This is a genomic window from Streptomyces sp. NPDC059668 (assembly GCF_042734135.1).
Taxonomy (GTDB): domain Bacteria; phylum Actinomycetota; class Actinomycetes; order Streptomycetales; family Streptomycetaceae; genus Streptomyces.
Genome location: NZ_JBHWEL010000087.1, coordinates 30,801 through 36,647, shown reverse-complemented (window position 1 = coordinate 36,647; position 5,847 = coordinate 30,801). Strand labels below are relative to the sequence as shown.

Below are 5,847 nucleotides of genomic sequence, written 5' to 3'. Positions count from 1 at the left end.
CCCACCACTCGCCGGACGGCAGCGCCCCGCCGTCCAGTTCGTCCTCCACCCAGCCCGCGTCCGGACGCAGACGCATGAGGCGGGGACGCAGGATGCCGAGAGCCGTGTCGTCATTGGCGGCGAGCGCGCTCATCAGCTCCTCCCGGGTCTGATAGCGGACCACCTCACCGAAACGCTCCCGCAGCGCCGCACCGGCCGCGCGCACGGCGACCGCCGTCTCGTCGAGCAGGACGGCGTCGGAGACGGCGACGTCAGTGGTCTGAGGTGTTTCGGACATGGTGGTGCTCCTGTCTGAGGAGGGGTGATGAGGCCGGGTCGGGGGCCGAACCGCGCGTTGCTGCTCGCGCTTTCGACTCGAAGGTATATAGCCCCAGCATTAACTTCAAATGCATGTCAAGAACGGAAAGGATTACTCACATGCAATTGGATTTGAACCTGCTCGCCGCGCTCGACGCACTGCCGGAGGTGGGAAGCCTGGCCGGGGCGGCCGCCCGCCTGCATGTCACCGCCCCCGCGACGAGCCGGAGTCTGGGCCGCGTTCGGCGCACGACCGGGGGAGGATGAACGCGTCGAGGAAGTGCCGTGGGCGCTGAGGAGGCTCAGTCGAGCAGTTCGGCGGCCCGTTCGGCGATGGCGTAGACGGTCGCGTTGGTGTTGGCCGAGGGGATGGACGGCATCACCGAGGCATCGGCGACCCGCAGTCCGGCCACCCCATGTACGCGAAGGTTCGCAGGGTCGACGACGGCATCGGCGTCGGTCCCCATGCGGCAGGTGCCGGTGAAGTGGAAGTAGGGGCCGGTGGCCTTGCGGATGAACTCGTCCACGGATTCGCCGCTCGTTCCGGAGCCCGGCATCGCTTCCTGCTTGCGCCAGTCGGCGAAGGCGTCGGCCTCGCCGATGCGGCGTGCCAGGGCCAGGCCCTTGCGCATGACCTCCAGGTCACGGTCGTCGCTCAGGTAGCCGGGGTCGACGACGGGAGCGCTGGCGAGATCGGCGTCCGCCAGGCGCACGGTGCCGCTGCTGTGCGGAGCCATCGCGGAGAAGGCGATGGAGTAGCCGTTGGCCGGCGGCCGGCCCCATGCCGACGGGAGCGGTGCGGCGACGACGTAGACCTGAAGGTCCGGCCGGGCCGCGACGGGGTCGCTGTACAGCAGGCCCATCATTTCGGCCGGAGGGTTGGCGGGAACGAACGGTACGGGCTGGGCGGCCTCGTACACCACGGCCGCCATCGGATGGTCCTGCAGATGGGAGCCCACTCCCGGCAGGTCGGCGACGACATCGACGCCGTGTTCGTCAAGGTGTCGTGCGGGGCCGATCCCTGACAGCATCAGGAGGTGTGCGGAACCGATGGCTCCCGCGGTCAGTACCACCTCGGTGCTCTCGACGGTCAGGTGCTCGACACCCATGGTGTAGTCGACTCCGGTGCAGCGGCCCGCGGTAGCACGCAGCCGCTGCACGGTCGCGCCCGTGACGACGTCCAGGTTCGGGCGGTCGAGGAACGGACGGATGTAGGCGTCGGCCGCGCTCTGGCGGGCGCCGCCGGGCAGATTCATGTCACTCCACCCGAACCCGGTGTCCAGCCCCCCGCCGATGTCCTCGGCGCGTGTGAACCCAGCCTGCACCGCGGCGTCGACGCCTGCCGTGGCCAGGGGATGGGGTTCCGCGACCGGGGCGGCCACGACCAGCCCGTCTGTGCCCCGCACGGAGGCATCACGACCGCGCGTACTCTCGCTGCGGCGGAAATAGGGCAGAAGATCGTCGAAACCCCAGCCCGGAGCACCGAGTCCGGGCCATTCGTCGTACCCGGAGCGGTGCCCCCGCAGGTGGTAGAGGCCGTTGACGCTCGACGATCCGCCGAGCGCCTTACCGCGCAGCACGTCAGCGGCCCTGCCCGTACCGGCCTGCACGGTTGAGGCGCCCAGCCAGAGGGATGACGGGTCGAAGCCCAGGAACCCCCATGGAGATGCCATCGCCTCGGTCGCGTCTCGGGCTCCCGCCTCCAGCAACAGCACCCGCACGCCGGGGCGTTCCGAAAGCCGGGAGGCAATCACACACCCCGCTGTCCCCGCTCCCACCACGACATAGTCATAAGGACTCTGGCCCATCATGTCTCCGCTTCCCACGGCGGCACTGTCCGACCACCGGGTTTCAGGAAATAGCTCCTCGAAGATCAAAGAGCTAATTGCTTGCATGTACTAAAGGGGCCGAGAAGTTGGGATGGATCCCTTCAACGGCCCTGTGCCCTCGCTCGGCCGCCTCCGGGCTCGGCGCGCGGAAGGCGTGGCACCGGCTGATCAACAGCGAGCGGGCTCCGGTGGAGCAGGGCTGTCCGGATGCAGGCCGCGCGCGCTGCTGGTGCTGACGGACACCGAGGTGGGCCGGTGGCAAACGCTCACCTTGATCCGGCGGGCCTGGGCGCGCCCGGTTCGGCCATCGCCGATCAACCCGTTGGGGATGTCCATGTCGACGCCGATACCCGCGGTGACGGCCACGCGGCTGAACTTCTCTTGTTTCACGCGTTGTTGTCCTTGGTGTGTACCCGGCCAGGAGCAGCCCGGGTTTCCCTTCTGCCGTCGAATCCTAGGAATACCGACACGGCATGTACTTGAACCTCCGCGACATTCGTTCGGAACCTCAGCGCCATACGCGTGGCGAGGCAGTCGGCGTCACACAGCACCTGGGCAGGCTGCTCGTCCCCGCCGACCGACTTCTCGCCCTGCCACAGATGGCGCCCGGCGGCCCGCAGCGGTGTGAACTGGACGAAACAGAGGCAGCGTTGGCGTACTTCGGGCCCGGGCAGGAGGCCCACTGGGCGGCCCGGCCACGCCGGCGGCGCACGGTGTCCACATACAGACCCGCTCCCCGGGCGACGCGTGCGTCGGAGCGTCCATGCGCGGCGTGCAGAACCACCTGTGCCCGTACCCGTACCCACAGCCGGTGCTCGGTCATGTAGCCGCTGGCCATCTTCTACAACCGCACGCGCTCGACGGCACTCCGGGCCGTCGGACACGCGGTGCGGACGGGCATGGCAAGCGAACCGATCGGCCGCCGTGCATCACTGGTACCCCGCAGCCCGCCCGCCCCGCCCGTCACCGCACCGGCCCCCGAAATGACCTGTGCAAGAGGCCACTTGGACAGGGAAAACGCAACTTCGACAGGGCCCGCACTGGCAGTTACCTTCATCTGGTCTTCGGCGATCGCCCACGGTCACGCAGGGGTTCCTTCAGGCTGAGCCACCCGCGAAGGGATGAGTCGGTCACGCCCCACGAAGCCCGGCCCCCATGCGTAAGCCACCGGACCGGGTCCACGCCGAGCAGCTCCAACCAGGGAGAGACGCATGCCCCATCTTGCTCTGTACACATTCGGCGTCCTGAAGTCACCTCTCGCCGATCCCTCACCTCTCACGCGCGAGTTCTACGGCATGGGTGAGGCCGTCTACCGGAAGATCGCCCAGCACCCCGGGTACCTCGCGCATGCTGAAGCGGCGGAGGGTGACCGGGGCATGCTCTTCGAGGCGGACTGGGATGCATGGGGAGAGTTCGCCGTACCAACCTGGTACGGCAAGGGCCGTACGGTGGAGACCACCGCCCTGGCCGCGACGCTCTCCCTCTGGACCGGCCTGCGTCCGGCCTTCGACGCCGTCCACACCGGTCCGCACCGTGAGGCGCTGAACAGGCGTCATGACTGGTTCGAGCGGACAGGGCACCCGAATCACGTGTGCTGGTGGGTCCGCGACGGCGTGATACCCACCTGGCGGGACGGGGTTTCCAGGCTGGAGCACCTCCACGGCCACAGCTCCGTGCCGCACGCCTTCACCTTCCGCCACTCGTTCACCCCGGAGGGAACTCCCACCAGGATCAGCGGCATCGGGCCGCGGAGCGACCAAGGCCGCTGACAAGGACGCGATGAAGCCTGGACGAGTGTCACGCCGCCCCCCGCGTCCTGCGCCCGGGAAGATCGTTGTTACCGTTCGCCGATGTCCGACTCTTCACGCGACACCGCCCGGGGCGCCGGCTGGGTCAGCCCGGAACCCGGTGACTACAAAGGCCTGATGCCCGCCCGCGTCGAGAAGCTCTCGTGGCTCGACCCCAGGACGATGTGGCCTGCGCGCAACGGCGTGCTGGCCTCATGGTTCGGGGACCCCACGGGCCGTACCCGTGCCCGGTGGGTGGAGCAGCGCAGGAACGCGGGCGCGCCCGCCGACGCGGTGGTGCGGCGCGACGATCCCGACCGCTTCTCCTTCATGGTCATCGGCGACACCGGCGAGGGCGACGAACCTCAATACGCCGTGGTCCCGGGCTTCTTGAAGGCCAGTCAGGGATCGAGTTTCGCGGTCCTGGCCAGTGACGTGATCTATCCGGTCGGCAGTCTCGACGACTACGGAACGAAGTTCCACCGGCCGTACCGCGACTACCAGGCCCCCATCTACGCCGTACCCGGCAACCACGACTGGTACGAGGATCTCCACGGGTTCATGCGGGTCTTCTGTGACGCGCCGGCCCTCGCGCCGGAAACCGGATCGCGGCGTACGGCACGGGAGCGGCTGCGTTCGCTGCTGTGGCACACGCCGGACACGGGAGATGAGCAACGGCTCGAAGAAGCACGGCGGTTGCGCCCGGAACCGGCCCAACAGGCGGTCCAGCCGGGGCCGTACTGGGCTGTCGACGCCGGTCCGGTGCGGATCGTGGGCATCGACACCGGCCTGCTCGGCACGATCGACGCCGAGCAGGGGCGTTGGCTGCGCGAGGTGTCCGCGGGCGACACCCCCAAGATCCTGATCACCGGTTCCCCTCTGTACGTGGACGGGGAGCACCACCCGTGCGCGATCGAGGGCGGCGGCACCGTCGACGACATCGTGCGCGACCCCGCGCATCACTACGTCGCGGCGATAGGGGGCGACATCCACAACTACCAGCGCTATCCCGTACGGGTCGGCGACCGCACCGTGCAGTACGTGGTCGCGGGTGGCGGTGGCGCGTTCATGCACGCCACGCACACGATCCCGCGCGTCTCCGTCGCCGGGGTCACCGAGGCGGACTTCCGTTGCTACCCGCTCCGCGGCGACTCGCTGGCCTTCTACAGCAGGCTCTACGGGCACCGCCTGCGCATGCGCCGCTTGTTCACCCTGACCGAGGAGCAGTCCATGGCCGTCATGGCGGAGCGGCTCGGTATCCCGCCGATCCGGTCCACGGGGAGACCGGTCCGGGTCACCTGGCGGCATCGGCTGGTCGCGGCGCTGCTGGGCGCGGGCGGGCGGCCCGACCGCACCTCGCGCGTGCGTCTCCCGGTGCGCAAGACGTACACCCAGGTCTTCTCCCCGGGTTCGGCGACGTACAGTCCGCCGTTCTTCAAGTCGTTCCTGCGTCTGGACGTCACCCCGTCCTCGGTCCGGCTGCGCTGCTTCGCCGCCACCGGCAACCGGGAGCACGAGATCGACCCGCCGGTCGAGGACGAGGTGGTCATCCCGCTGCCGGGCAGGTCCGCGACGGGGTCGGGTCGTTCGTCGGTTCGGGGCGCGGCGTCCGTTCGAGACGCGTCATCGGTCCGGGGCACGTCGTCGGTTCGGGGTGCGGCGTCATGAGGTGATCTGTCAGGCGTGGGCGTCGATCGGGGTGTGGTCGCCTCCGGCGCCCGAAGGCCGCGGGTGCGGGGCCGTCGTCAGATCGTCGGGAGGGATTCCGTGGAAGCTGTCCACGGGGTGCCCGACGGCGACCCGCACCCGTCGAAAGGCTCGCTCCGTGGCGGACGGCAGCGGTTGGGGGGCGCGGGGGGGGGCGCCGCCCGCGGCCCTCGGTGGAGCCCAGGGGAGGCCCGCCCGGCGGGCGCGCGGGCGCCGCCCCCCACAGG

Annotated in this window: 4 protein-coding genes and 2 pseudogenes; 3 read left to right on the top strand and 3 right to left on the bottom strand. The window is 69.7% G+C overall.

Annotation, left to right across the window (positions count from 1 at the left end):
- Nucleotides 1-277, bottom strand: a pseudogene (locus ACFV2J_RS37090) (3'(2'),5'-bisphosphate nucleotidase CysQ); the annotation flags it as partial.
- 140 nt (nt 278-417) lie between these two features.
- Here ACFV2J_RS37090 and ACFV2J_RS37085 point away from each other — a divergent pair.
- A pseudogene (locus ACFV2J_RS37085) lies at nt 418-555 on the top strand (LysR family transcriptional regulator); the annotation flags it as partial.
- Nucleotides 556-599: 44 nt separating this feature from the next.
- On the opposite strand, the gene ACFV2J_RS37080 reads toward ACFV2J_RS37085, so the two are convergent.
- Together ACFV2J_RS37080 and ACFV2J_RS37075 are read right to left on the bottom strand one after the other, a co-directional pair.
- Nucleotides 600-2,105, bottom strand: coding sequence for a GMC family oxidoreductase (locus tag ACFV2J_RS37080; protein ID WP_385090865.1), 1,506 nt, complete (start codon nt 2,103-2,105; stop codon nt 600-602).
- Between the two features lie 189 nt (nt 2,106-2,294).
- Nucleotides 2,295-2,516 (bottom strand): hypothetical protein, encoded by a 222-nt coding sequence (locus ACFV2J_RS37075; RefSeq protein WP_385090841.1) that lies wholly within the window; start codon nt 2,514-2,516, stop codon nt 2,295-2,297.
- An 821-nt stretch (nt 2,517-3,337) separates the two neighbouring features.
- Here ACFV2J_RS37075 and ACFV2J_RS37070 point away from each other — a divergent pair.
- Nucleotides 3,338-3,895, top strand: a complete 558-nt coding sequence (locus tag ACFV2J_RS37070; protein ID WP_385090838.1) for a DUF3291 domain-containing protein — start codon at nt 3,338-3,340, stop codon at nt 3,893-3,895.
- A gap of 81 nt (nt 3,896-3,976) precedes the next feature.
- On the top strand, nt 3,977-5,581 hold the full coding sequence (locus tag ACFV2J_RS37065; protein ID WP_385090835.1) for a metallophosphoesterase family protein: 1,605 nt from the start codon (nt 3,977-3,979) through the stop codon (nt 5,579-5,581).
- Nucleotides 5,582-5,847: the final 266 nt, after the last annotated feature.